At 72.7% G+C, this 22,758-nt stretch carries 17 protein-coding genes and 1 tRNA gene; 8 read left to right on the top strand and 10 right to left on the bottom strand.

Annotation, left to right across the window (positions count from 1 at the left end):
- Nucleotides 1-231: 231 nt before the first annotated feature.
- A complete protein-coding gene (gene ppc / locus ACZ50K_RS12860) occupies nucleotides 232-2,967 on the top strand; it encodes a phosphoenolpyruvate carboxylase (protein ID WP_468901462.1) in 2,736 nt (911 codons plus the stop codon).
- A gap of 94 nt (nucleotides 2,968-3,061) precedes the next feature.
- On the opposite strand, the gene pth is transcribed toward ppc, so the two are convergent.
- From pth to ACZ50K_RS12835, 5 genes are all read right to left on the bottom strand, one after another.
- Nucleotides 3,062-3,658, bottom strand: a complete 597-nt coding sequence (gene pth / locus ACZ50K_RS12855; protein WP_468901459.1) for an aminoacyl-tRNA hydrolase — start codon at nucleotides 3,656-3,658, stop codon at nucleotides 3,062-3,064.
- Nucleotides 3,659-3,774: 116 nt separating this feature from the next.
- A complete protein-coding gene (locus ACZ50K_RS12850; protein ID WP_468901456.1) occupies nucleotides 3,775-4,362 on the bottom strand; it encodes a 50S ribosomal protein L25/general stress protein Ctc in 588 nt (195 codons plus the stop codon).
- A 174-nt stretch (nucleotides 4,363-4,536) separates the two neighbouring features.
- Nucleotides 4,537-5,514, bottom strand: coding sequence for a ribose-phosphate diphosphokinase (locus ACZ50K_RS12845; protein WP_468901453.1), 978 nt, complete (start codon nucleotides 5,512-5,514; stop codon nucleotides 4,537-4,539).
- Nucleotides 5,515-5,638: 124 nt separating this feature from the next.
- Nucleotides 5,639-7,087, bottom strand: coding sequence for a bifunctional UDP-N-acetylglucosamine diphosphorylase/glucosamine-1-phosphate N-acetyltransferase GlmU (gene glmU / locus ACZ50K_RS12840; protein ID WP_468901450.1), 1,449 nt, complete (start codon nucleotides 7,085-7,087; stop codon nucleotides 5,639-5,641).
- 109 nt (nucleotides 7,088-7,196) lie between these two features.
- Nucleotides 7,197-7,267 (bottom strand) — tRNA-Gln (locus tag ACZ50K_RS12835).
- Between the two features lie 255 nt (nucleotides 7,268-7,522).
- Here ACZ50K_RS12835 and ACZ50K_RS12830 point away from each other — a divergent pair.
- Nucleotides 7,523-8,860: a sensor histidine kinase gene (locus tag ACZ50K_RS12830; RefSeq protein ID WP_468901447.1), complete on the top strand. Its 1,338-nt coding sequence runs from the start codon at nucleotides 7,523-7,525 to the stop codon at nucleotides 8,858-8,860.
- A 72-nt stretch (nucleotides 8,861-8,932) separates the two neighbouring features.
- On the opposite strand, the gene ACZ50K_RS12825 is transcribed toward ACZ50K_RS12830, so the two are convergent.
- Nucleotides 8,933-9,439, bottom strand: a complete 507-nt coding sequence (locus ACZ50K_RS12825) for an SUKH-3 domain-containing protein (RefSeq protein WP_468901444.1) — start codon at nucleotides 9,437-9,439, stop codon at nucleotides 8,933-8,935.
- Nucleotides 9,436-9,975, bottom strand: a complete 540-nt coding sequence (locus tag ACZ50K_RS12820) for a YwqJ-related putative deaminase (protein ID WP_468901442.1) — start codon at nucleotides 9,973-9,975, stop codon at nucleotides 9,436-9,438. Before ACZ50K_RS12820 ends, ACZ50K_RS12825 begins: the two co-directional genes overlap by 4 nt.
- Nucleotides 9,976-10,203: 228 nt before the next feature.
- Here ACZ50K_RS12820 and ACZ50K_RS12815 point away from each other — a divergent pair, with 228 nt between their 5' ends.
- From ACZ50K_RS12815 to ACZ50K_RS12805, 3 genes are all read left to right on the top strand, one after another.
- Nucleotides 10,204-11,199: an SMI1/KNR4 family protein gene (locus tag ACZ50K_RS12815; protein WP_468901439.1), complete on the top strand. Its 996-nt coding sequence runs from the start codon at nucleotides 10,204-10,206 to the stop codon at nucleotides 11,197-11,199.
- 7 nt (nucleotides 11,200-11,206) lie between these two features.
- Nucleotides 11,207-13,627: an SUKH-4 family immunity protein gene (locus ACZ50K_RS12810; protein ID WP_468901436.1), complete on the top strand. Its 2,421-nt coding sequence runs from the start codon at nucleotides 11,207-11,209 to the stop codon at nucleotides 13,625-13,627.
- 174 nt (nucleotides 13,628-13,801) lie between these two features.
- Nucleotides 13,802-14,692, top strand: coding sequence for a DivIVA domain-containing protein (locus ACZ50K_RS12805; RefSeq protein WP_468902393.1), 891 nt, complete (start codon nucleotides 13,802-13,804; stop codon nucleotides 14,690-14,692).
- 59 nt (nucleotides 14,693-14,751) lie between these two features.
- On the opposite strand, the gene ACZ50K_RS12800 is transcribed toward ACZ50K_RS12805, so the two are convergent.
- Nucleotides 14,752-15,639 (bottom strand): alpha/beta fold hydrolase, encoded by an 888-nt coding sequence (locus tag ACZ50K_RS12800; RefSeq protein WP_468901434.1) that lies wholly within the window; start codon nucleotides 15,637-15,639, stop codon nucleotides 14,752-14,754.
- An 84-nt stretch (nucleotides 15,640-15,723) separates the two neighbouring features.
- Here ACZ50K_RS12800 and ACZ50K_RS12795 point away from each other — a divergent pair, with 84 nt between their 5' ends.
- On the top strand, nucleotides 15,724-16,287 hold the full coding sequence (locus ACZ50K_RS12795) for a CGNR zinc finger domain-containing protein (protein ID WP_468902391.1): 564 nt from the start codon (nucleotides 15,724-15,726) through the stop codon (nucleotides 16,285-16,287).
- Here ACZ50K_RS12795 and ACZ50K_RS12790 read toward each other — a convergent pair.
- A complete protein-coding gene (locus tag ACZ50K_RS12790) occupies nucleotides 16,284-17,309 on the bottom strand; it encodes a hypothetical protein (RefSeq protein WP_468901431.1) in 1,026 nt (341 codons plus the stop codon). The two genes, ACZ50K_RS12795 and ACZ50K_RS12790, sit on opposite strands and share 4 nt — an antisense overlap.
- 140 nt (nucleotides 17,310-17,449) lie before the next feature.
- Nucleotides 17,450-19,033, bottom strand: coding sequence for an MFS transporter (locus ACZ50K_RS12785; RefSeq protein ID WP_468901428.1), 1,584 nt, complete (start codon nucleotides 19,031-19,033; stop codon nucleotides 17,450-17,452).
- Between the two features lie 294 nt (nucleotides 19,034-19,327).
- Here ACZ50K_RS12785 and ACZ50K_RS12780 point away from each other — a divergent pair, with 294 nt between their 5' ends.
- Nucleotides 19,328-20,116 (top strand): ABC transporter ATP-binding protein, encoded by a 789-nt coding sequence (locus tag ACZ50K_RS12780; protein WP_468901425.1) that lies wholly within the window; start codon nucleotides 19,328-19,330, stop codon nucleotides 20,114-20,116.
- The gene (locus ACZ50K_RS12775; protein ID WP_468901422.1) at nucleotides 20,113-22,695 is read left to right on the top strand and encodes an ABC transporter permease; all 2,583 of its coding nucleotides are present in this window, start codon (nucleotides 20,113-20,115) and stop codon (nucleotides 22,693-22,695) included. The genes ACZ50K_RS12780 and ACZ50K_RS12775 overlap by 4 nt, the downstream gene beginning before the upstream one ends.
- Nucleotides 22,696-22,758 lie beyond the last annotated feature (63 nt).

The following is a 22,758-nucleotide window of genomic DNA, read 5'->3' as shown; positions in this document are numbered from 1 at the left end:
AGCCGCGCCCCCCGGCAAGAGCAGCAAAACGAGCCACCCCCCACCCGTCTCACAAGGTGAGCCACCACCGGCGACCCTTGACCGGGCACCGCGCCCCGGCACCTATCCTGGTCTCGTCGGACAGCGCGGTCCGCACGGGCAGCCCGAGCTGCGCACAGGAAGCGGCCCAGCCGCGCGCACCCGGGAGACCCACTCCCCGTAGCGCTCGAACCACTGCAAGGAGCCGCACCTGTGAGCAGTGCCGACCAGACCACCCCCAACGCGAACGCAGAGCTGCGCGCGGACATCCGCCGCCTCGGCGACCTCCTCGGCGAGACCCTGGTCCGCCAGGAGGGGCACGAGCTCCTCGACCTCGTCGAGCAGGTCCGCGCCCTCACCCGCACCGACGGCGAAGCCGCCGCCCAGCTCCTCGGGGACACCGACCTGGAGACCGCGGCCAAGCTGGTCCGCGCCTTCTCCACCTACTTCCACCTCGCCAACGTCACCGAGCAGGTGCACCGCGGCCGCGAGCTCCGCGCCCTGCGCGCCGCCGAGGGCGGCCTCCTCGCCCGCACCGCGGACATGCTCAAGGACGCCGACCCCGAGCACCTCCGCGACACGGTCCGCAACCTCAACGTCCGGCCCGTCTTCACCGCGCACCCCACCGAGGCCGCCCGCCGCAGCGTCCTCAACAAGCTCCGCCGGATCGCCGCACTCCTCGAAGAGCCCGTCACCGGCGCCGGCGACCGCCGCCGCCACGACCTCCGCCTCGCCGAGAACATCGACCTCGTCTGGCAGACCGACGAACTCCGCGTCGTCCGCCCCGAGCCCGCCGACGAGGCCCGCAACGCCATCTACTACCTCGACGAACTCCACGCCGGAGCCGTCGGCGACGTCCTGGAGGACCTCGCCGCCGAACTCCAGCGCGTCGGCGTCGAACTGCCCGCCGGAACCCGCCCCCTCACCTTCGGCACCTGGATCGGCGGCGACCGCGACGGCAACCCCAACGTCACCCCCGAGGTCACCCGCGAAGTCCTGATCCTCCAGCACGAGCACGGCATCACCGACGCCCTCGAACTCGTCGACTTCCTCCGCGGACTCCTCTCCAACTCCATCCGCTACACCGGAGCCACCGAGGAACTCCTCGCCTCCCTCCAGGCCGACCTCGACCGCCTCCCCGAGATCAGCCCCCGCTACAAGCGCCTCAACGCCGAGGAGCCCTACCGCCTCAAGGCCACCTGCATCCGGCAGAAGCTCCTCAACACCCGCAAGCGCCTCGCCAAGGGCACCCCCCACCAGGACGGCCGCGACTACCTCGGCACCGCCGAGCTCCTCACCGACCTCACCCTGATCCAGACCTCCCTGCGCGAGCACCGCGGCGCCCTCTTCGCCGACGGCCGCATGGACCGCACCATCCGCACCCTCGCCGCCTTCGGCCTCCAGCTCGCCACCATGGACGTCCGCGAACACGCCGACGCCCACCACCACGCCCTCGGCCAGCTCTTCGACCGCCTCGGCGAGGAGTCCTGGCGCTACGCCGACATGCCCCGCGACTACCGGCAGAAGCTCCTCGCCAAGGAACTCCGCTCCCGCCGCCCGCTGGCCCCCACCCCCGCTCCCCTGGACGCGGCCGGCCAGAAGACCCTCGGCGTCTTCGGCACCATCAAGGACGCCTTCGAGAAGTTCGGCCCCGAGGTCATCGAGTCCTACATCATCTCGATGTGCCAGGGCGCCGACGACGTCTTCGCCGCCGCCGTCCTCGCCCGCGAGGCCGGCCTCATCGACCTCCACGGCGGCTGCGCCAAGATCGGCATCGTCCCGCTCCTGGAGACCACCGACGAACTCCGCGCCGCCGACGTCATCCTCGACGAGATGCTCGCCGACCCCTCCTACCGGCGCCTGGTCTCCCTCCGCGGCGACGTCCAGGAAGTCATGCTCGGCTACTCCGACTCCTCCAAGTTCGGCGGCATCACCACCAGCCAGTGGGAGATCCACCGCGCCCAGCGCCGGCTCCGCGACGTGGCCCACCGCTACGGCGTACGCCTGCGCCTCTTCCACGGCCGCGGCGGCACCGTCGGCCGCGGCGGCGGCCCCTCCCACGACGCGATCCTCGCCCAGCCCTGGGGCACCCTGGAAGGCGAGATCAAGGTCACCGAGCAGGGCGAGGTCATCTCCGACAAGTACCTCGTCCCCTCGCTGGCCCGCGAGAACCTGGAACTGACCGTCGCGGCCACCCTCCAGGCCTCCGCCCTGCACACCGCCCCCCGCCAGTCCGACGACGACCTGGCCCGCTGGGACGCCGCCATGGACGTGGTCTCCGACGCCGCCCACGGCGCCTACCGCCGGCTCGTCGAGGACCCCGACCTGCCCGCCTACTTCTTCGCCGCCACCCCCGTCGACCAGCTCGCCGACCTGCACCTCGGCTCCCGGCCCTCCCGCCGCCCCGACTCCGGCGCCGGCCTCGACGGCCTCCGCGCCATCCCCTGGGTCTTCGGCTGGACCCAGTCCCGGCAGATCGTCCCCGGCTGGTACGGGGTCGGCTCCGGCCTCAAGGCCCTCCGCGAGGCCGGCCAGGACGAGGTCCTCGCCGAGATGGGCGACCGCTGGCACTTCTTCCGCAACTTCCTGTCCAACGTCGAGATGACCCTGGCCAAGACCGACCTGCGGATCGCCCGCCACTACGTCGACACCCTCGTCCCCGAGAACCTCAAGCACGTCTTCGCGCAGATCGAGGCCGAGCACGAGCTCACCGTCCGCGAGGTCCTCGCCATCACCGGCGGCGAACGCCTCCTCGACTCCAACCCCGTCCTCCAGCAGACCTTCTCCGTCCGCGACGCCTACCTGGACCCCATCTCCTACCTCCAGGTCTCCCTGCTGGCCCGCCAGCGGGCCGCCGCGGCCGCCGGCGAGGAACCCGACCCGCTGCTCGCCCGGGCCCTGCTCCTCACCGTCAACGGAGTCGCCGCCGGCCTCCGCAACACCGGCTGACCCGCCCCCGCGCAGCACGGAGCCCCCGCACCCGGAAAGGGCGCGGGGGCTCCGCCGTACTCGGGAGTCCGCCGTACTCGGGAGTCGGCCGTACTCAGGAGTTGTACGTGGACTGGGCGCGCTCCAGCCCCTCCTGCACCAGGCACTCCACCGCGTCCGCCGACCGGTCCACGAACCAGTCCAGCTCCTTGCGCTCCGCCGAGGAGAAGTCCCGCAGCACGAAGTCCGCCACCTCCATCCGGCCCGGCGGACGACCGATCCCGCACCGCACCCGGTGGTAGTCCGCTCCCATCGACTTCGTCATCGACTTCAGGCCGTTGTGCCCGTTGTCCCCGCCGCCCAGCTTCAGCCGCAGCGTCGGATAGTCGATGTCCAGCTCGTCGTGGACCGCCACCACCCGCTCCAGCGGCACCTTGTAGAAGTCCCGCAGCGCCGTCACCGGACCGCCCGACAGGTTCATGAACGACATCGGCTTCACCAGCACCACCCGCCGGTTCGCCGGCCCCGGCGCACCGATCCGGCCCTCCAGCACCTGCGCCCGCGCCGCCTTGTGCGCCTTGAACCTGCCGCCCATCCGGCCGGCCAGCAGATCCGCCACCATGAAACCGATGTTGTGCCGGTTCCCCGCGTACTCGCCGCCCGGATTCCCCAGCCCCACTACCAGCCAGGGTGCCGCCGCATCGTCAGCCATCGAAAGAACTCCTCCACCACGGATGAAAACGAAACGACCGCCGTCCCGCTCCAGTGGAGCCGAACGGCGGTCGATCAGCAAAGCGAACCGGGCCGTGAAGCGGCCCGGGACGTGACTCAGGCCTCGGTGCCCTCGGCGGCCTCGGCGGCCGGCTCCTCGGCCTGCGGGGCCACGACCTGAAGGACGGGGGTCTCGCCGTCCACGGCCAGCGTGGTGCCGGCCGGCAGGACCAGGTCGGCGGCGGTGACGGTGGCACCGGCCTCCAGGCCCGCGATGGAGACGGTCACGGCCTCCGGCAGGTGGGTGGCCTCGGCCTCGACGGTGATGGTCGTCAGCAGGGTCTCCAGCATGTTGCTGCCCGCCGCCAGCTCACCCTCGGTGTGGACCGGAACCTCGACCGTGACCTTCTCGCCCTTCTTGACGATCAGGAAGTCGACGTGCGAGATGGTGCGCTTCAGGGGGTGGCGCTGGACGGCCTTCGGCAGGACCAGCTCGGTGCCGCCGTCCTTGATGTCCAGCGACAGCAGGACGTTCGGGGTCTTCAGCGCCATCATCAGACCGTGGGCCTCGACGTTGACGTGCTTGGGGTCCTGGCCGTGGCCGTAGATGACCGCGGGGGTCAGGGCCGCACGACGGGCCTGACGGGCGGAACCCTTGCCGAAGCTGGAACGGAGCTCGGCGGAAAGCTTGACCTCGGAAGACATGCGCACTCCTCATGGGGTGACGGAAAACGGAAGGGTCACCCGGCCTGAACGGCCTGCTACGAAGAGCGCGTCGATAACGGAGGGCGGTACCGAAAAGGTACGGCCTCCCTCGCCGAGCAACTCAAGGAGTCTACCCGGCCGGGAGGCCGCACCCAAAAACGATCAGCGATCGCCCTACTGCTGCTCCTCGAAGAGGCTCGTCACCGAACCGTCCTCGAAGACCTCACGCACCGCACGCGCCACCATCGGGGCGATCGACAGCACCGTGATCTTGTCCAGCTCCAGGTCCGAGGGATCCGGCAGCGTGTTCGTGAACACGAACTCCGACACCTTCGAGTTCTTCAGACGGTCCGCCGCCGGCCCCGACAGGATGCCGTGCGTCGCCGTCACGATCACGTCCTCCGCACCGTGCGCGAACAGCGCCTCGGCCGCCGCGCAGATCGTGCCACCGGTGTCGATCATGTCGTCCACGAGCACGCACACGCGGCCCTTGACCTCACCGACCACCTCGTGGACGGTCACCTGGTTCGCCACGTCCTTGTCGCGCCGCTTGTGCACGATCGCCAGCGGAGCGTCCAGCCGGTCGCACCAGCGGTCCGCCACGCGCACCCGGCCCGCGTCCGGGGACACGATCGTCAGCTTCGTACGGTCCACCTTCGCGCCCACGTAGTCCGCCAGCACCGGCAGCGCCGACAGGTGGTCCACCGGACCGTCGAAGAAGCCCTGGATCTGGTCCGTGTGCAGGTCCACCGTCAGGATCCGGTCCGCACCCGCCGTCTTCAGCAGGTCCGCCACCAGCCGCGCCGAGATCGGCTCGCGGCCCTTGTGCTTCTTGTCCTGACGCGCGTACCCGTACGAGGGCACGATCACCGTGATGGAGGCCGCCGACGCGCGCTTCAGCGCATCGATCATGATCAGCTGCTCCATCACCCACTTGTTGATCGGAGCCGTGTGGCTCTGGATCACGAAGCAGTCCGCGCCGCGCGCCGATTCCTCGAAGCGGACGTAGATCTCACCGTTCGCGAAGTCGAAAGCCTTGGTCGGCACGAGCTCGACACCGAGCTGGTGCGCGACCTCCTCGGCCAGCTCGGGGTGGGCGCGGCCGGAGAAGAGCATCAGCTTCTTCTCGCCGGTCGTCTTGATCCCGGTCACAGCACAGTCTCCTCAGACGTGTTGGAAGCTGCTCGCCCCCGTGCGCGTCCGTCCCGCGCACGGTGAGCCAGCCGAATTGCGTGCACCTACCACGGTACGCCGTCCCCGACGTACCCGTTTCCGGTCAGTTCTCGGCCGGGACCCCGTCGGCCGCCGACTGGGCGGCCTGGGCGGCCGCACTGCCCGGACGCTTGCGGGCCACCCAGCCCTCGATATTCCGCTGCTGGCCGCGGGCCACGGCCAGCGCGCCCGCCGGAACGTCCTTGGTGATGACCGACCCGGCGGCCGTGTAGGCGCCGTCCCCGATGGTGACGGGTGCCACAAACATGTTGTCCGAGCCCGTCTTGCAATGCGAGCCGACGGTGGTGTGGTGCTTGTTCTCACCGTCGTAGTTCACGAACACACTGGCCGCGCCGATGTTGCTGTACTCGCCGATCGTCGCGTCACCCACGTACGACAGGTGCGGCACCTTCGTGCCCTCGCCGATCGTCGCGTTCTTCATCTCCACGTACGTGCCGGCCTTCGCCTTCGCGCCCAGCCGGGTGCCCGGCCGCAGATACGCGAACGGACCCACGGTCGCCGCGTCCCCGACCACCGCCCCGTCCGCCACCGTGTTGTCCACCCGCGCCCCGGCACCCACCACGGTGTCCTTCAGCCGCGTGTTCGGACCCACCTCGGCACCCTCGCCGATCCGCGTCTCGCCCAGCAGCTGGGTCCCCGGGTGCACCACCGCGTCCTGCCCGAAGCCGACCGTCACGTCCACGAACGTGCTGCCCGGGTCCACCACCGTCACGCCCGCGAGCATCGCCCGCTCCAGCAGGCGCGCGTTCAGCAGACCGCGGGCCGCCGCCAGCTGCACCCGGTTGTTGATCCCCAGGATCTCCCGGTGGTCCCCGCCCACGGCGGCCCCCACCCGGTGCCCGGCCTCGCGCAGGATCCCCAGCACGTCGGTGAGGTACTCCTCGCCCTGGCTGTTGTCCGTCCGGACCTTCCCCAGCGCCTCGGCCAGCAGGGTCCCGTCGAAGGCGAACACCCCGGAGTTGATCTCCCGGATCGCCCGCTGGGCGTCCGAGGCGTCCTTGTGCTCCACGATCGCCTTCACCGCACCGGACTCGCTGTCCCGCACGATCCGGCCGTAGCCGGTGGAGTCCGGCACCTCGGCGGTCAGCACGGTGACGGCGTTGCCGTCCGCGCCATGGGTGGCGACCAGCTGCGCGAGGGTGTCCCCGGTCAGCAGCGGAGTGTCCCCGCAGACCACGACCACGGTCCCGGAGACCTGCCCGCCGAGCTCCTCCAGAGCCATCCGGACGGCGTGGCCGGTGCCGTTCTGCTCGTACTGCACGGCCGTCCGCACACCGGCGTCGACCGCGCCGAGATGCGCGACGACCTGCTCGCGGGCGTGGCCGACGACCACGACGAGGTGTTCGGGATCGAGCTCACGGGAGGCGGCGACGACATGACCCACGAGCGAACGCCCGCAGATCTCGTGCAGGACCTTGGGGGTGGCCGACTTCATGCGGGTGCCCTCCCCCGCTGCGAGTACGACGACGGCTGCCGGGCGGTTGGCGCTCACGGGGATGCCCTTCGGCTTCAGGGGGTGGACCCGTGAAGGATACCGGGGCGTTAAGTCCCGTAAACGAGGCCGGGTCCCGACTGTCACGTCAGGACCCGGCTTTGCGAAGCTCCCGGGGAAGGAATCGAACCCTCATTCAATGGACCAAAACCATTTGTCCTGCCATTAGACGACCCGGGATGGTTCGTCGCCTATGCCCGATTCTGGTGATCGGCTTTAGGGGCAGCCCCTACTATGCCGTACCACGCCCCCTCGATGCGACGGTACGGATCGGCGCTTTGCAGGACGCGCACGGCCGGGCAGCCGCGATAGTCGGCGCCGATGTTCTTCCGGTTCGTCCTGGGGTTGTGCCGCTTCAGTCGGATGTGCGATTACCGGGGGTGTGCGGGAATTCTGCTCGCGTGTGTGCGGGGGCGCGCCCGTACGCTGGGCGGTATGACCATGACGGGGGAAAAGCAAGGCGGCGAGGGTCGCGCGGGGCCCATGTGGTGGGGGAAGCCCTGGGATCTCGTGCTGGATGTGGGGCTCGCGGCGGTGTCGGCCGTCGAGTGTGGTTTCGAGGGGGTCTCCTTCGCCCGGGAGGCGGGGGTGCCCGAAGCGGTCGGGGTGCTGTTCGGGGCGCTGGTGGGGAGTTCGCTGGTGCTGCGGCGCCGGTGGCCGATCGCCGTGGTGCTGGTGGGGATCGCGGTGTCGCCGGCCGCCATGGGGTTCATGCTGGGCGTGGTGGGGCTGTACACGCTGGCGGCCTCGGAGGTGCCGCGCCGGATCACCGGGTTGCTGACCCTGCTGTCGTTCGGGGCGACGTTCGCGGTGATGTACGTGCGGACCCGGTTGGACATCGAGGCGAGCGGGACCTCCCTGTGGGTGCTGTCGGGGTTCATCGCGATCGCGTTGACGGCCCCGCCGGTGCTCTACGGGCTGTACATGGGGGCCTGGCGCCGATTGATGGAGAGCCTGCAGGAGCGGGCGGACTCGCTGGAGCGGGAACTGTCGCTGCTGGCCGACCGGGCCGAGGAGCGGGCCGAGTGGGCGCGGCAGGAGGAGCGGACCCGGATCGCCCGGGAGATGCACGACGTGGTGGCGCACCGGGTGTCGTTGATGGTGGTGCACGCGGCGGCGGTGCAGGCGGTGGCGCCGAAGGATCCGGAGAAGGCGGCGCGGAACGCGGGTCTGGTGGGGGACATGGGCCGGCAGGCGCTGACGGAGCTGCGGGAGATGCTCGGGGTGCTGCGGGCGCCGGAGAAGCCGGTGCCGGCGGCGGCCTCGGTGCCGGTGTCGGTGCGTTCGGGGGCGGCCGTGGTGGCCGCGGTGGTGCCGGCCGGGCCGGGGGATCCGGCGGTGCCGCCGGAGGAGGGGCCGACGCTGGCCGAGCTGGAGGTGCTGGTGGGGCAGTCCCGGGCGGCCGGGATGGTCGTGGAGCTTCTGGTAGACGGACCCGACGGACCCGACGGGGTCGGCATGGCCGGCGGGTACGCGGCGGAGGTGGAGCAGACGGCCTACCGGGTGGTGCAGGAGGCGTTGACCAACTGCCACAAGCACGCGGTGGGGGCGAAGGTCGTCGTGCGGTTGGCGTACCGGGGCGGCGAGGTCGCGATGCAGGTGGAGAACGGGCCGTGCGACGGGGAGACCGGCGGTGCCGGGCTGCCGAGCGGGGGGAACGGCTTGGTGGGGATGCGGGAGCGGGTGCTGGCGCTGGGCGGGGTGTTCGTGTCGGGGCCGACGGAGGCCGGCGGCTGGCGGGTGTCGGCGGTACTCCCCGGCCGGGCCGCCTGAACCCCGCGCGCACCGCCTGATCCCTGTCCCCTGGTCCCCGTACGGGCCGGCTGGTCCCCCCGTACGCCGCCGTCAGGTGGTGAGGCGGGTGGGCTGGAGGCCGGTGAGGAGGAGGGTGAGGGCCTCGTCGAGGGTGGCGCCGAGGTACCAGTCGCCGGTGTGGTCGATGGAGTAGACGCGGCCTTCGGCGTCGATGGCCAGATGGGCGGTGCCGTCGGATTCGACGCCGAGCGGGGCGAGTCGGCTGGAGAGGGCGCGGCCGAGGTCGGCGAAGGTCCGGGCGAGGTGGAGCCCGGTGAGGGGGTCGATCCGTACGGTGGCGGGCGCTATCTGGCGGCCGGGTCCGGGGGCGGTGACGGTGAGCCCGCCGAACTCGGCCCAGGCCTCGACGGCGGCCGGGAAGACGGTGTGCTGGTGGCCGGCCGGGGTGGTGTGGTCGCGGAGGGCGTCGGCCCAGTACTCGGCCTGCTTGATGTCCCAGCGGCCGGGCTGCCAGCCGGCGGTGCGCAGGGCGGTGTCGACCGGGGCCGGGAAGCGGGTGGCCGAGGAGCGGTCGTAGGAGGCGCTGGTGGTGGTCATGGCTTCTCGGGGGTGGTGAGGTCGACGGGGCGGACGCCGAAGTGGGCGAGGAGTGCGTCGCAGGAGCGACACGGGGGTGCGTAGCTGCCGTGCAGGGGGTCGCCGTCCTCGCGGATGCGGCGGGCGGTGATGCGGGAGTGCTTGAGGGCGCGCCGGGCCTCGCCGGCGGTGAGGGGTTTGCGGGAGGCGCGGCGGCTGCGGTTGCCCTCGACGGTGGTGAGGTGGCGGGAGAGCAGGGTGGCTTCGGGGCAGCGGCCGGTGAAGCGTTCCCGCTGGTTGCTGGTGAGGGTGTCGAGGAAGTCCTGGACGAGCGGGTGGAGGGTGGGCGGCAGGTCGCCCTTGCCCGCGGTGCCGGTGAGGGTTTCGCCGCGTACGGAGAGGGCTGCGGCGATGGTGGGGAGGATGCCGTCGCGGCGGAACCGGAGGGTGGGTGCGGTGGGTCCGTCGGTGCTGCTCCAGCGCAGGCGGGGGTCGCCGGCCGGTGCGGTGGCCTCCGACGGGCCGTTGCGTGCGGTGGTGTTCTGCAGGTCGAGCATGTCGTGTGTTCCCTCCCGTGGCGGCGGTGGTGGCCGCTGTCGCGCACGCCCCCGTGCTGCGGGACAGCCTGTCAAATGTCCCCATGGGTGGGGAAGCGGGGTCGAATATTCGTATCAATTCGGATGTTCCGGGGCGGTGCTCGCGGGCGGGGCTCGGGGGAGGGTGGGGGCCTTGCCGTACCGCTTAGGCTGTGCGGAACCAGCCAGATCCAGCAGGGGGCTACCGCCATGACGACAGGTCGGCTCGGGCAGCAGGCCGTGCCACCCAACGCCGCGTACTCCGGGCAGGTCGTGCACTTCCCGGATCCCGTCCGGGCCGCCCGGCATCCGCAGGGTGTGCGGATGGACGGGAACGGGCATCCGGATTTCGCGCCGTACGCGCGGGCCGCGGTGGAGATCGCCGCGCCGCCCGAGGGCTTCGGCGTGGACGAGCTGCGGCTGACGGACTACGTGTCGGCGAACGCGGCGATGCGCGCGTCGGGGCACGAGCTGTGGGACACGGTGGGTCCGGTGGCGACCCCGCACGGCTGGACCTGGCACCACGTGTCGGGGACCCGCCGGCTGGAGCTGGTGCCGGTGGAGGTGAAGGCCCTGCTGCGGCACCACGCGGGGCTGGCGACGGCTCCGGTGGACCACGAGAAGCGGGGCACCCGGCCGTTGCAGGAGGTGCGCCCGGTGCACCTGGGGCTGCCGAAGTCGCTGGTGTCGGTGTCGGAGCAGCAGGTGCTCGGTGTCGAGGAGGACCTGGGCTACCGCCTTCCGGAGGCGTACCGGTCGTTCCTGAAGGCGGCGGGCGGCTGCGCCCCGGTCGGCGCGGGCCTGGACGTGGACCTGGGGCTGCTGGTGGACCAGCCGTTCTTCACGGTGCGCGAGGAGGCGGCGGTCAACGACCTGGTGTACGTCAACAAGTGCCTGCGGGACCATCTGACCAAGGACTACCTGTGCGTGGGTTTCGCGCAGGGCGGTCTGCTCGCGGTGAAGGTGAAGGGCGAGGCGCTCGGTTCGGTGTGGTTCTCCCCGTACGACGACGCGCGCGACCGGGACGGATGGTCGGTCCAGGAGCGGGTGGAGCGTCTGCTGCTGCCGTGCGGTGCGGATTTCGACTCCTTCCTGGAGCGGCTGGCGGGCAATCCGCCGGAGCTGGAGACGGTGGCCGGTCTGATGGTGGACGGCGGTTTCGCGCACGCGGTTCCCGTGTCGGGTCCGTCGTCGGTGGAGGGGTGATCGCGTCGTGGTGACGTTCGCGCAGGCGCAGGAGCGCGCCGAGGAGTGGATCAACGGGGACGTGGCCGCGTACCAGCACCGGGAGGTGCGGGTACGGGAGTTCGGCCTCGGGTTCGTGGTGTGGGCGGAGGACCGTGCGTCCGGTCCGGTGTCGGGGGGCGGCCGGCAGCGGCTGGTGATCGCCCGCGACAGCGGCGAGGTGACCCTGTGGCCGGGACTGCCGGTGGGCGAGGTGATCCGCCGGTACGAGGAGGAGTACGGGGCCGTGGTCTCCGGCGGGGCGCCGGAGGCGTCGGTGCCGCCGCCGCGGATCGACTCGGAGCAGACCTCGTTCATGCTGAGTCCGCCGGAGTGGCTGCGGGAGGCGGGGGCCTCGGTGCCGTTCGCGGAGCCCGTGGCGGAGCCGGCCGCGGAGGCGCCGTCGGCGGTGCCCGCGCCTCCGGTACCCGCGCCGCCGGTACCGGATTCGGATTCGGGTCCGGCTCCGGTGTCCGGCTCCGGGTCAGGTCCCGCGCCGGTGCCGGTGCCGGTGCCCTCGGATGCGACGCCGTGGGCGGGCACCGATGTGAACCTGGACGCGGACGACGTGTCCGTGCCGCTGCCCGCGACGGTGTTCGCGCCGCCGCTGTCCGGTGTGGACCTTGAGGAGTCCCCCGCGTCCGGGGTGGAGCCGGAGGCCCGTACCCAGCTGATGGCGGGCGGGAGCCAGCTGCCGCGTACGGCGGTGGCGCCGGCCATCGACCTGAGCCGGTCGGCCCCGCCGCAGGAGGCCGATCAGGCCGGTCGGCCCGGGCAGCCCGGGCCGGCGGGCGGGGCCGCGGACATCGCGGACGCGCCCACCAGCAGGGCACGGGTGCCGGGACGCCCCGGCGCGCCGGACGGACCGGGTGCCCCCGGTGCGCCGGGTGCGCCCGGTGGTGGGCTGGACCATGCGGCGACCATGCTGGCCGGTCCGGGTGTGCCGCAGCCGCCCGGTCCGCCGGGAGCTCCCGGGCAGCCGGCTCCGCCCGGGCCGCCCGGTGGTGGGCTGGACCATGCCGCGACCATGCTCGCGGGCCCCGGTGTGCCCCACCCGCCCGGTTCCCCCGGTGCGCCCGGCGGTGGGCTCGACCATGCCGCGACCATGCTGGCCGGTCCCGGTGTGCCGCAGCCGCCCGGTCCGCCCGGTGCTCCCGGGCAGCCGGCCCCGCCCGGGCCTCCCGGTGCGCCGGGTGCCCCCGGTGGTGGGCTGGACCATGCGGCGACCATGCTGGCCGGTCCGGGTGTGCCGCAGCCGCCCGGTCCGCCGGGAGCTCCCGGGCAGCCGGCTCCGCCCGGGCCTCCCGGTGCGCCCGGTGCGCCCGGTGGCGGTATGGACCATGCCGCGACCATGCTCGCGGGGCCCGGTGTGCCGCGCCCGCCGGTGGGGCAGGGGCCCGGCCCGGCTCCGGCCCCGGGGCCGCAGGGCGGGGTGCCCACGGTGGGTCCCGGCTATCAGGCCGTACTGCGCTACCGCGCGCCCGACGGCTCGGAGCAGCAGATCATCCGCCGTTCCGCGCCCGGCACCCCGCACCCGGAGTGGCAGATCCTGCACGAACTGCGGGCCATGAACGTGCCCCCGCAGCAGGTGCTGGAGCTGCACACCGAGCTGGAGTCCTGCGAGCTGCCGGGTGCCTACTGCGCCCGGATGATCCGGGAGACCTGGCCCCAGGTGCGGATCACCAGCGTCGCTCCGTACGGTCAGGACCACGCGAGCCGCCGCCAGGGCATGCAGCACCTGCTCACCCATCAGGGGGAGCTGCACCAGGTCGCGGACGGTCCGGCGCGTCCGGCTCCGGTCCGGGCGCCGCTGCCGCAGGTGCCGTTGCAGCCCGCCGTGCCGATGGAGGCGATCGCGCAGGAGCTGACGGGTGCGTTCGGGCCGCAGGGCGTGTTCCGGTTCGAGCAGCGGGCGGTGTCCCGGCAGGGTGTGCCGGAGATCGTGGCGCAGACCCTGGTCTGGGCGGGTCTGCCGGTGGACTTCGGGCCGTTCTTCTGGGCGCAGGCGGTGCCGGGTCAGCCGGTGCCGACGCTGGCCGAGCTGGCGGCGCAGCGGCAGGTGCAGCCGGCCACGGACGCCGGTTCGTACCTGGTGGTCGGCAGCGACTTCGGCAAGGCGCTGTGCGTGCAGTACGGGACGGCGCACATCGTGGCCGTGCCGGTGGAGGGCGGGCCCGGGGGTGCTCCGGTGCCGCCGCAGTTCGTGAATTCGAGTCTGCCGCAGTTCGTCCGGTCGATGGCGATGCTGGGTCACATGTGGCGGCTGCGCCAGCATCTGACGCCGGAGCAGGCGGGGCGCTGGACGGTCGACTTCCAGGCGAACCTGGCCTCGCTGGACAGTGCCGCGCTGGCCTCGCCGGAGAGCTGGTGGTCGGTGCTGCTGGAGCAGATGTGGGACGGGCTGCTCTGATCGGGTCCTGACGACCGCCTGGTGGAGGGAATGGCCGGGCCGGACCCCGTCTTCGACGACGGGGGTTCCGGCCCGGCCATTCCGGCTTCTGATCGCAAATGGCGCATCCTTGACAGGAATCCCCGCGAGAGAGGCGCTTTCCGGATGAGTTCAGCCATGCCGCCCATGCCGTCCATGCCGCCCGTGTCACCTCGGCCCCACCGGTTCGCGATGGTCCGGGGCCGTGGCTACCGGCCGGAGGACGTGGACCGTTACCTGTCCCGGCTGTCCGGGCAGCGGGACGAGGCGTGGGAGCGGGTGGCGCGGCTGACGGTGCTGGCGAAGCGGATGGAGGCGGACGCGGAGCGGCTGCGCGCGGCGGTGGCGGGCCTGGTCCCGCAGACCTACGAGGACCTGGGGGAGCGGGCCCGCCGGATCCTGTCGCTGGCGGAGGAGGAGTCGGAGGCGGTACGCGAGGACGCGCGGGTGGACGCGGCGGCCGCCCGGGGCGCGGCGGAGGCGCACGCGGACCGGGTGGCGGAGCTGGCCCGGGTGGACGCGGCGGCGGTGCGGGACCAGACCGAGGTGCGGGCCCGCCAAGGGCTGCTGCGGGCCGGCCGGGAGGCGGAGGAACTGCTGGCGGAGGCCCGTTCCGAGGCCGGGGAGTGGCAGGGGGAGGCGCGTGCGGTGCTGCTGGAGACCCGGCGGCGGGCCGACGCGCTGCTCGCGGAGCGGGAGGCCGAGCGGGTGGAGCGGTGGGACGCGGCGCAGCGGGAGCTGGCGGACCGGGAGGAGGGGTTCCTGGTGCGGGAGGCGGAGTCGGAGGCGTACGGGGAGTCCCGGCTGACGGAGGCCCGGCGGGCGTTCGCGCAGGCGCAGGAGGAGGCCCGGCACGGGCAGGAGGACGCGCAGGCGCGGGCGGCGGAGCTGATCGCGGAGGCCCGGGCGCGGGAGGAGCGGACGGGCCGGGAGACGGAGCGGCTGTTGCGCGAGCACGCGGAGGCGCAGGAGGAGCTGCGGGCCCATATGGACCATGTGCGGGCGAGCCTGGCCGCCCTGACGGGCCGGGCACCGGCGGAGGGCTGAGGGTCGGCGGGCCGTGGGCCCGGTGGGCCCGGGTGCGCGGGTCCGGTGTCCGGGGTGGGTCAGGGGAGGTCGGTGAGGAACTCGGCGATCAGGGGGGCGATCTCGGGGAGGTGGGTCTCCAGGGCGAAGTGGCCGGCGTCCTCGAAGACATGGACCTTCGCGTCGGGGAGGTCGCGGCGGTAGGCGTGGGCGCCGGCCGGGAGGAAGAAGGGGTCGCCCGCGCCCCACAGCACCAGGGTGGGCGGGCGGTGTTCGCGGAGCCAGGCCTGCCAGGCGGGGTAGCGGGCGAGGTTGCCGGCGTAGTCGAAGGCGAGGTCGGCCTGGGCGTCGGCGCGGCCGGGCAGGTCGAGGTAGTGCTGGTCGAGGGTCCAGCTGTCGGGGGAGATCAGCGAGGGGTCGGCGACCCCGGTCTCGTACTGGAAGCGGGTGCCTTCGGGGGTGAACAGGGCGCGGACCCGCTCCTCGTTGCCGGGGACCTCGCGGCGCAGGCCGGTGAACTCGCGGGCGGCGTCGGAGAGTCCGTCCTCGTAGGCGTTGCCGTTCTGCACGATCAGGCCGGTGATCCGGTCGGGCCGGCGGGTGGCGAGGCGGAGGCCGATGGGGGCGCCGAAGTCGAAGAGGTAGAGGGCGTAGCGGTCGAGGCCGAGGGCGTCGGTGAACCCTTCGAGGGTGTCGGCGAGGGCGTCGAACGCGTGGGTGTATCCGGCGGGGGTCGCGGTCCGGCCGAAGCCGGGGTGGTCGGGGGCGATCAGCCGGTGCCGGCCGTCGCCGAGGGCGTCCATCAGGCGGGTGAACTGGTGGGAGGAGGTGGGGAAGCCGTGCAGCAGCAGGAGGACGGGGCCGTCGGCGGGGCCGGTCTCGCGGTAGAAGACGCGGACGCCGTCCACCTCGACGTGCTGGTGGCGGATCCGGGGTGCGCGGGCGGTGCGGGGTGCGACCGTGCTCATCACATGCCTCCTGGCTGGTTGGTTCCATTAGTTTGACCATGAACCTCTAACGGGTCAAGTGCTTCGAGTACCATTAGTCAGGTGATGGTGACCTTCCCGCTGCTGGGCGAGCCGCTCGCCCTGGACCTGCTCAACACCCGGCCCGCGCCGACCGGCGACCTGATCGCCGACACCGGGGGACTGACCGCCTGGCTCGCCGCCCAGACCGGCCGACTGACACCGGTGCCCGAGGTGGGCGCGGCCGAACTGGCCGCCGTCCGCGCCGTACGGGAGGCGGCCGGCCCGGCGCTGGCCGCGGCCCGCCGGGGCGAACGCCCGCCCGCCGGGGCCCTGCGCGAACTCAACGCCTTCCTGGCCGCCGCCCCCGCCCACCGGGAGCTCGACTGGACCGCCGAAGGCGGCCTGACCGCCCTGACGCACCGGGCCGCCGACCCGGCCCGGCGGCTGGCGGCGGAACTGGCCGAGGCGGTGGCCGGACTGCTGACCGACCCGAAGGTGGGCACGGTGCGGGACTGCGAGGCACCGGACTGCGTCCTGCTCTTCCTGCCGGCCCACCCCCGCCGCCGCTGGTGCGTGGCCTCGGCCTGCGGCAACCGGACCCGGGTGGCGCGCTACTACGCCCGCCACAAGAACGACGAAACCGGCTAGGCCGGGCCGTCCTGGCCGGTGGGCCGGGGGTCGGATTCCGGGGCCGGGGCCGGGCGGGGCGTACCGATCACCGTGGCGCCGATGACGGTGGCCGGGGCCGGAGCGGTGCTCGGCCCGTGCGCCACGCCCGGGTCGACCGTGCCCGGATCCGCCTTGCCCGGGTCAGTGAAGCCCGGGTCCGCCGCTTCCGCGTCCGGGGCGGCCGGAGCCATGGCGGGGGTGAAGGCGTGCGGGTCGCTGCGGAGGCCCGCGACGGTGGCTATCACCGTCTGGGGGCCGGCCAGCGGTCCCGGCCGGTCCACGACCAGCTGCCCGGAGTCGAGCCGGGCCGGGGTCTCGACCCCGTTGAAGGACACGGTCGCCGCCTCCCCCCGGAAGCCGCCGGTCAGCACCACCGGCCCGCCCGGGGCCTCCTGCCGTACGCCGGTGATCACCGGGTTGGGCCGGGAGGCCAGCTTGTTCAGCAGGTAGGCGCCGGCCGGCGCCCCGGTCAGCGCCCAGATCTGCTCCGGCAGCCTCGGCAGTCCGGCCCCCACGTCGCTCAGGAAGAACGCCACCACATAGGCCATGGTGACCGCGCTGAGCGCCACGTACTGGAGGTCCACCAGGTCGGTGCGCCCGCCGTCGTTCGCGATCAGGTCCCGGACCGGCCGGGGCCCGGACCCGGGGCCCGGGCCCGGTTTGGCCAGCCCGCCCTGCTCCACCCGCAGGCCGACCACCGCCTTGGCGGCGATCAGCGCCACGTACGGGCCTCCGAGCAGCGGCAGATAGACCCCGGTCAGGGCGGACAGCGGCCCGTCCGGGCGGTGGAACCAGCCGATGCCGCCGCCTGCGGTCAGCCCGTAGCCGAGGATCACCAGCAGCAGCCAGACCAGGATCAGGGTCCAGGCCAGGGCCAGCGTGGTCGAGGTGGACAGCCGGCCGTCCCGGCCGGTGATGAACCCCGGGTCGCGGCGCAGCCGGAACAGCAGCGGGCCGGCCAGCGCGGCCAGCGTCAGCAGTGCGAAGAAAGCGGAAAGCATGCTCGTCCCCCCGGGCAGGTGCCCCGAGTCGGCGCCCTGGGCGGGCACCCCCCGTCTGTGGTCTACCCCCTGCCCCGGAGCATGACAAGGCCGACCCGCCGTACGGACTGCCGCGGGTCCGCCGGTCCCGCCGACTGCCGTTATTCCTCGCGCTGTTCGGGCAGGACCGGGAAGCGGCGGGGGGCCACCAGCAGGAGGACCAGCAGGGCGGCGACCGCGGCGGCCGCCGCGCCCAGGTAGACGTACTCCACCGCGCTGGTGACCGCCCCGCGCAGATAGTCGGCGGCCGCGCCGGTCAGCTCCGCCGGGTCGTCCAGGGCCCGGGTCACCTCGTCCAGATGGGCCGGCAGGCCCGGCATCGGGGCGTCCGCCAGCCGGGCCGCGATGGTGGCGTTGGCGATCGCCCCGAACACCGCGGCGCCCACGCTCTGGCCCACCTGCCGGCAGAACAGCACGGAGGCGGTTGTCACCCCGCGTTCCGACCAGCCCACCGAGGACTGCACCCCGATCACCAGCGGCAGTTGGAACAGTCCGAGGGCCGCGCCGAGCGCCAGCATCAGCAGGGCCGGCTGCCAGGGCCGGGCCGGGTGGGGGAGCAGCGGGAAGGCGGCCAGGCAGAGGAAGGCCAGGCCCATGCCGAGGGCGGCGGTGTTGCGGAAGCCGATCCGGCGGTAGACGTGCTGGCTGAGGGCGGCGGAGAGGGGCCAGCTCAGGGTCATCGCGGACATCACGAACCCGGCGGAGATCGGGTCCAGGCCCAGCGCGGACTGGGCGTAGGTGGGCAGGAACACCATGGGCGCGATCATCAGCAGGCCCAGTGCGGCCATGGCCAGGTTGACCGAGGCGATGGTGCGGCGGCGCCAGACCCAGCCGGGCAGGATCGGTTCGGCGGCGCGCCGTTCGACGTATCCGACGAGTACGGCGGCGAGCGCGGCGGCGGCGAACAGGCCGAAGGAGGGGGCCGACAGCCAGGGCCAGGCCACCCCGCCCTGGACCAGGGCGAACAGCAGCAGTCCGCCGCAGAGGAACACGCAGAGGGCGCCGGCCCAGTCGATGCGGGGCGGCCGGGCGGGCCGGGGGCGGGCCGGTTCGCGCAGGTGGCGGGCGGTCAGCCAGAGGGCCAGGGCCCCGAAGGGCAGGTTGAGGAGGAAGATCCAGCGCCAGCCGGCGTAGGAGGCGAGCAGCCCGCCGAAGGCGGGGCCGGCTATCGCCGAGGTGGCCCACACGGTGGACATCCGGGCCTGGATCTTCGGGCGGTCCTTCAGCGGGTACAGGTCGGCGGCCAGGGTCTGGACGGTGCCCTGGATGGCGCCGCCGCCCAGGCCCTGGACGATCCGGAAGGCGATCAGTGCGGCCATGTTCCAGGCGGTGGCGCAGAGCAGGGCGCCGAACAGGAACAGGGCGGTGCCGCCGAGGAGCACGGGCCGCCGGCCGAAGGTGTCGGAGAGCTTGCCGTACACGGGGAGGGTGACGGTGACGGCGAGGAGGTAGCCGGAGAACAGCCAGGAGAAGACGGAGAAGCCGCCGAGGTCCCCGACGATCTGGGGGACGGCGGTGGACACGATGGTGCCCTCCAGGGCGACCAGCGCCATACCGAGCATCAGGGCGGCCACCAGGGCCGGCCGGGGGCGTCCGGCCGGGGACCCGCCCACCGGGCCGCCGTGCTCCGTGACCGGTCCCGCCGTGTTCTCCCCCGTTCCCACGGTGATCCTTTCACTGTGCATCGATCCCGGGGGAACACCCTCTCACCCGGCCCGCGCGGTGCGGTATCCCCGAGGGCGCCTCCCCCGCAGGGCTGAGGTCCCCTAGGGGTTGCTCCTCACATTGGTCCAGGGGTCTTTCGTCCCGACGGAGGACGAGGAAAGTCCCGCTCGGTTCTTAACTGGATCCTACGGAGCGGGGTGGGGATAACCCCCCGGCGGATACGGCGATCGGCACCAGGGCGCCCGACCCCCCGCTCCCCGCAGACTTCAACTCGCAAGACACCGAACAGCGAACCACGAACGAGGAGATGCACCGTGACAACGGCTGTGACCGAAACCAGGCACGGGGGTACTGGAGGGCGTACGGCCGTCGCGGCGCGAGCGCGGCAGGTCGTCAAGGCCTACGGCGCCGGCGAGACCAGGGTGGTCGCCTTGGACCACGTGGACGTGGACATCAACCGCGGCCAGTTCACCGCGATCATGGGCCCCTCCGGGTCCGGCAAGTCCACCCTGATGCACTGCCTGGCCGGACTGGACACGGTCAGCGGCGGCCAGATCTACCTGGACGACACCGAGATCACCGGGCTGAAGGACAAGAAGCTCACCCAGCTCCGCCGGGACCGGATCGGGTTCATCTTCCAGGCGTTCAACCTGCTGCCCACGCTGAACGCGCTGGAGAACATCACGCTGCCGATGGACATCGCCGGCCGCAAGCCCGACGCGGAGTGGCTGAACCGGGTGGTGGAGACGGTCGGTCTGGCCGGCCGGCTCAAGCACCGCCCCACCCAGCTCTCCGGCGGCCAGCAGCAGCGCGTGGCCGTGGCCCGCGCCCTGGCCGCCCGGCCCGAGATCATCTTCGGTGACGAGCCCACCGGAAACCTGGACTCCCGGGCCGGCGCCGAGGTCCTCGGCTTCCTCCGCCGCTCGGTGGACGAGCTGGGCCAGACCATCGTGATGGTCACCCACGACCCGGTGGCCGCCTCCTACGCGGACCGGGTCCTCTACCTCGCCGACGGCCGGATCGTGGACGAGATGTACAACCCGACCGCCGACCAGGTGCTGGACCGGATGAAGGACTTCGACGCGCGCGGGCGGACCTCATGAGCGTCTTCAGAACCTCGCTGCGCAACGTCCTGGCCCACAAGGGCCGGATGGCGCTGTCGGCGGTGGCGGTGCTGCTCTCCGTCGCGTTCGTCTGCGGCACCCTGGTGTTCACCGACACCATGAACACCACCTTCGACAAGCTGTTCGCGACCACCGCGGCCGATGTCACGGTCACCGCGAAGGCCGAGAAGGGCGCCGACGACATCGAGAACCCGCAGCGCGGCCGCCCGGAGACCGTCCCGGTCTCCGCCGTCGCGAAGGTGGCCTCCGCCAAGGGCGTCAAGGCCGCCGAGGGCACCGTCATCTCCCTGTCGGTGACGGTGGTCGACGGCAGGAACAAGAACCTCGGTCCGACCACCGGCGCGCCCACCATCGCCGCCAGCTGGAACGACAACGAGCTCAAGTCGATGGACGTGACCTCCGGGCACCCGCCGCGCGGCCCCACCGAGCTGCTGATCGACGCCGACACCGCGAAGAAGCACAAGCTGAAGCTCGGCGACGAGCTGCGGACCATCTCCATCACCGGGGACTTCAAGGCGAAGATCGCCGGTATCGCCGAGTTCAAGGTGACCAACCCCGGCGCGACCGTCGTCTACTTCGACACCGCCACCGCCCAGCGCGAACTGCTCGGCTCCACCGACGCGTTCACCAACATCAACGTGACCGCCGCCGAAGGGGTCACCGACGAGGCGCTCAAGGCCTCGATCGCCTCCACCGTCGGCGCCGGCACCTACAAGCTGCAGACCGCGGCCGAGGCGGCCGACGAGGGCCGCGAGGACGTCGGTTCCTTCCTCGACATCATGAAGTACGTGATGCTCGGCTTCGCCGGCATCGCCTTCCTGGTCGGCATCTTCCTGATCTTCAACACCTTCTCCATGCTGGTCGCCCAGCGGACCCGTGAGATCGGCCTGATGCGGGCCATCGGCTCCGACCGCTCGCAGATCAACCGCTCCGTCCTGGTCGAGGCCTTCCTGCTCGGCGTCATCGGCTCTGCCCTCGGCATCGGCGCCGGTGTCGGACTGGCCGTCGGCCTGATGAAGCTGATGGGCCAGATGGGGATGAACCTCTCCACCGACGACCTGACGGTCGCCTGGACCACCCCGGTCACCGGTCTGGTCCTCGGTGTGGTCGTCACCGTCATCGCCGCGTGGATCCCGGCCCGCCGGGCCTCCCGGATCTCCCCGATGGCCGCCCTCCGCGACGCCGGCACCCCCGGCGACCGCAAGGCCGGAGTCATCCGCGGCATCCTCGGCACCGTCCTCACCGGCGCCGGCGCGGCCGGCCTGCTGCTCGCCGCCAACGCCGACCAGGCGAAGGACGGTTCGCTGTGGCTGGGCCTGGGCATCGTGCTCAGCCTCATCGGGTTCATCGTGATCGGCCCGCTGCTCGCCGGGGCCGTGGTGAAGGTCCTCTCCGGAGTGGTCCTGCGGCCCTTCGGCTCGGTCGGCCGGCTCGCCGAGCGCAACGCGCTCCGCAACCCCCGCCGCACCGGCGCCACCGCCGCCGCCCTGATGATCGGCCTGGCCCTGGTCGCCTGCCTGTCGGTGGTCGGCTCCTCCATGGTGGCCTCCGCCACCGACGAGCTCGACAAGTCGGTCGGCGCGGACTTCATCGTCGCCTCCGACACCGGCCAGCCGGTGATGCCGCAGACCGAGCGGGCCATGCGGGACACCGAAGGCATGGAGCACGTCACCGCCTACCGCACGGTCGACGCCTCCGTCACCGCCCCCGACGGCTCCGTCAAGGAGACCGACCTCAGCGCCACCGACCCGACCTACCCGCAGGACGTCCGCCGCAAGATGCAGGCCGGCGAGCACCAGGACGCGTACGGCCCGGGCGCCATGGCGGTCGGTTCGATCTACGCCGCCGAACACGGGGTCAAGGTCGGGGACCGGCTGAAGGTCGCCTTCACCGGCGGCCGGACCACCGAACTGAAGGTCGCCGCGATCACCCTGGACGAGGGGAACCTCGACAAGGGCGTCATGTACATCAGCACCGCCACGGCCAAGGCCAACATCCCGGCCGACAAGCTGCCGCTGCCCTTCATGATGCTGGGCAAGGCCCAGGACGGCCGCGCCGACGCCGCCTACCAGTCGCTGAAGTCCGAGCTGTCCGCCTACCCGCAGTACTCGGTGCGCGACCAGACCGACTACAAGCAGGCCCTGAAGGACCAGGTCGGCACCCTGCTCAACCTGGTCTACGGACTGCTGGCCCTGGCGATCATCGTCGCGGTCCTGGGCGTGGTGAACACCCTGGCCCTCTCGGTGGTCGAGCGGACCCGCGAGATCGGCCTGATGCGCGCCATCGGCCTCTCCCGCCGCCAGCTGCGCCGCATGATCCGCCTGGAATCGGTGGTCATCGCCCTCTTCGGCGCCCTGCTGGGCCTGGGGCTGGGCATGGGCTGGGGCGCCACCGCCCAGCAGCTGCTGGCCCTGGAAGGGCTGAAGGTGCTGGAGATCCCCTGGGGCACGATCATCGGGGTGTTCATCGGCTCGGCCTTCGTGGGCCTGTTCGCCGCCCTGGTCCCGGCCTTCCGGGCCGGCCGGATGAACATCCTCAACGCCATCGCCAGCGAATAGGCGGCCGCCGGGCGGCCGCCCGGAGACCAGCCGCCGTCCGGTGGCCCCGGTCCCCCACGGGGG

It is taken from the genome of Streptomyces sp. NPDC033845 (genome assembly GCF_055576225.1).
The sequence above is the reverse complement of the archived record's forward strand: the minus strand, read 5'-3'. Positions and strand labels throughout refer to the sequence as shown.

Coding starts and splice junctions, on each gene's coding strand:
- pth (WP_468901459.1), bottom strand. CDS start 3,658: ATGGCTGACGATGCGGCGGCACCCTGGCTGGTAGTGGGGCTGGGGAAT.
- ACZ50K_RS12850 (WP_468901456.1), bottom strand. CDS start 4,362: ATGTCTTCCGAGGTCAAGCTTTCCGCCGAGCTCCGTTCCAGCTTCGGC.
- ACZ50K_RS12830 (WP_468901447.1), top strand. CDS start 7,523: ATGACCATGACGGGGGAAAAGCAAGGCGGCGAGGGTCGCGCGGGGCCC.
- ACZ50K_RS12825 (WP_468901444.1), bottom strand. CDS start 9,439: ATGACCACCACCAGCGCCTCCTACGACCGCTCCTCGGCCACCCGCTTC.
- ACZ50K_RS12820 (WP_468901442.1), bottom strand. CDS start 9,975: ATGCTCGACCTGCAGAACACCACCGCACGCAACGGCCCGTCGGAGGCC.
- ACZ50K_RS12815 (WP_468901439.1), top strand. CDS start 10,204: ATGACGACAGGTCGGCTCGGGCAGCAGGCCGTGCCACCCAACGCCGCG.
- ACZ50K_RS12805 (WP_468902393.1), top strand. CDS start 13,802: ATGCCGCCCGTGTCACCTCGGCCCCACCGGTTCGCGATGGTCCGGGGC.
- ACZ50K_RS12800 (WP_468901434.1), bottom strand. CDS start 15,639: ATGAGCACGGTCGCACCCCGCACCGCCCGCGCACCCCGGATCCGCCAC.
- ACZ50K_RS12795 (WP_468902391.1), top strand. CDS start 15,724: ATGGTGACCTTCCCGCTGCTGGGCGAGCCGCTCGCCCTGGACCTGCTC.
- ACZ50K_RS12790 (WP_468901431.1), bottom strand. CDS start 17,309: ATGCTTTCCGCTTTCTTCGCACTGCTGACGCTGGCCGCGCTGGCCGGC.
- ACZ50K_RS12785 (WP_468901428.1), bottom strand. CDS start 19,033: ATGCACAGTGAAAGGATCACCGTGGGAACGGGGGAGAACACGGCGGGA.
- ACZ50K_RS12775 (WP_468901422.1), top strand. CDS start 20,113: ATGAGCGTCTTCAGAACCTCGCTGCGCAACGTCCTGGCCCACAAGGGC.